Origin of the sequence: Photobacterium sp. 1_MG-2023, assembly GCF_030547945.1 — a bacterium.
Lineage (GTDB): Bacteria > Pseudomonadota > Gammaproteobacteria > Enterobacterales > Vibrionaceae > Photobacterium.
In genome coordinates this window covers 1-660 of the sequence record NZ_JAUORR010000087.1, presented here as the reverse complement: position 1 = coordinate 660, position 660 = coordinate 1, and the positions used below count along the sequence as shown (strand labels likewise).

The 660-nt window shown below is 45.9% G+C and carries 1 pseudogene; it reads left to right on the top strand.

The features are described 5' to 3' along the window. Positions 1–129 precede the first annotated feature (129 nt). Positions 130–660 (top strand): annotated as a pseudogene (locus tag Q4579_RS23000) (alpha-amylase family glycosyl hydrolase); the annotation flags it as partial.

Genomic DNA, 660 nt, shown 5'->3' with positions numbered 1-660 from the left:
CTCAAGCAAAAAACACCTCTATCATTTTCATTAATTTCAGACCGAATTCTCGTCTTCATCATTTGCATCTTTCCCAGAGTACCAAACTGAAATACTGTTCATACATCCAGTCCTATTCAGTGAAAAACTATGACCACAGCACGCAGCCAACTGATCAGTGTCGAAGCAACGCCCTATTACCATTGTGTTTCTCGGTGTGTTCGTCGCTCTTTTCTTTGCGGATACGATGAGTTGACTCAGACGAGTTATGAACACCGTCGCGGCTGGGTCGAAAAGCGATTGAAGCGAATTGCCAGCGTCTTTTGCATTGATGTTTGTGCTTACGCAATCATGAGTAATCACTATCATTTAGTGCTGCATATCAACACCAAGCGAGCCCATCAACTTTCTGAATACGAGGTCATTCAGCACTGGCTCACGTTGCACCATGCGCCGGTACTGATTCAGCGGTACTTAAAGGGGGAAATTTCATCGAAGTCTGAGCAAAAGGCATGCCTCGCAATCATCCAAACCTGGCGGGAAAGGCTCTGCTCCATTAGCTGGTTCATGCGGCTTCTCAATCAATTCATTGCCAGTGAAGCCAATCGAGAAGACGATTGTACGGGTCACTTTTGGGAAGGTCGTTTCAAAAGTCAGGCGTTGCTGGATGAAAAAGCGTTG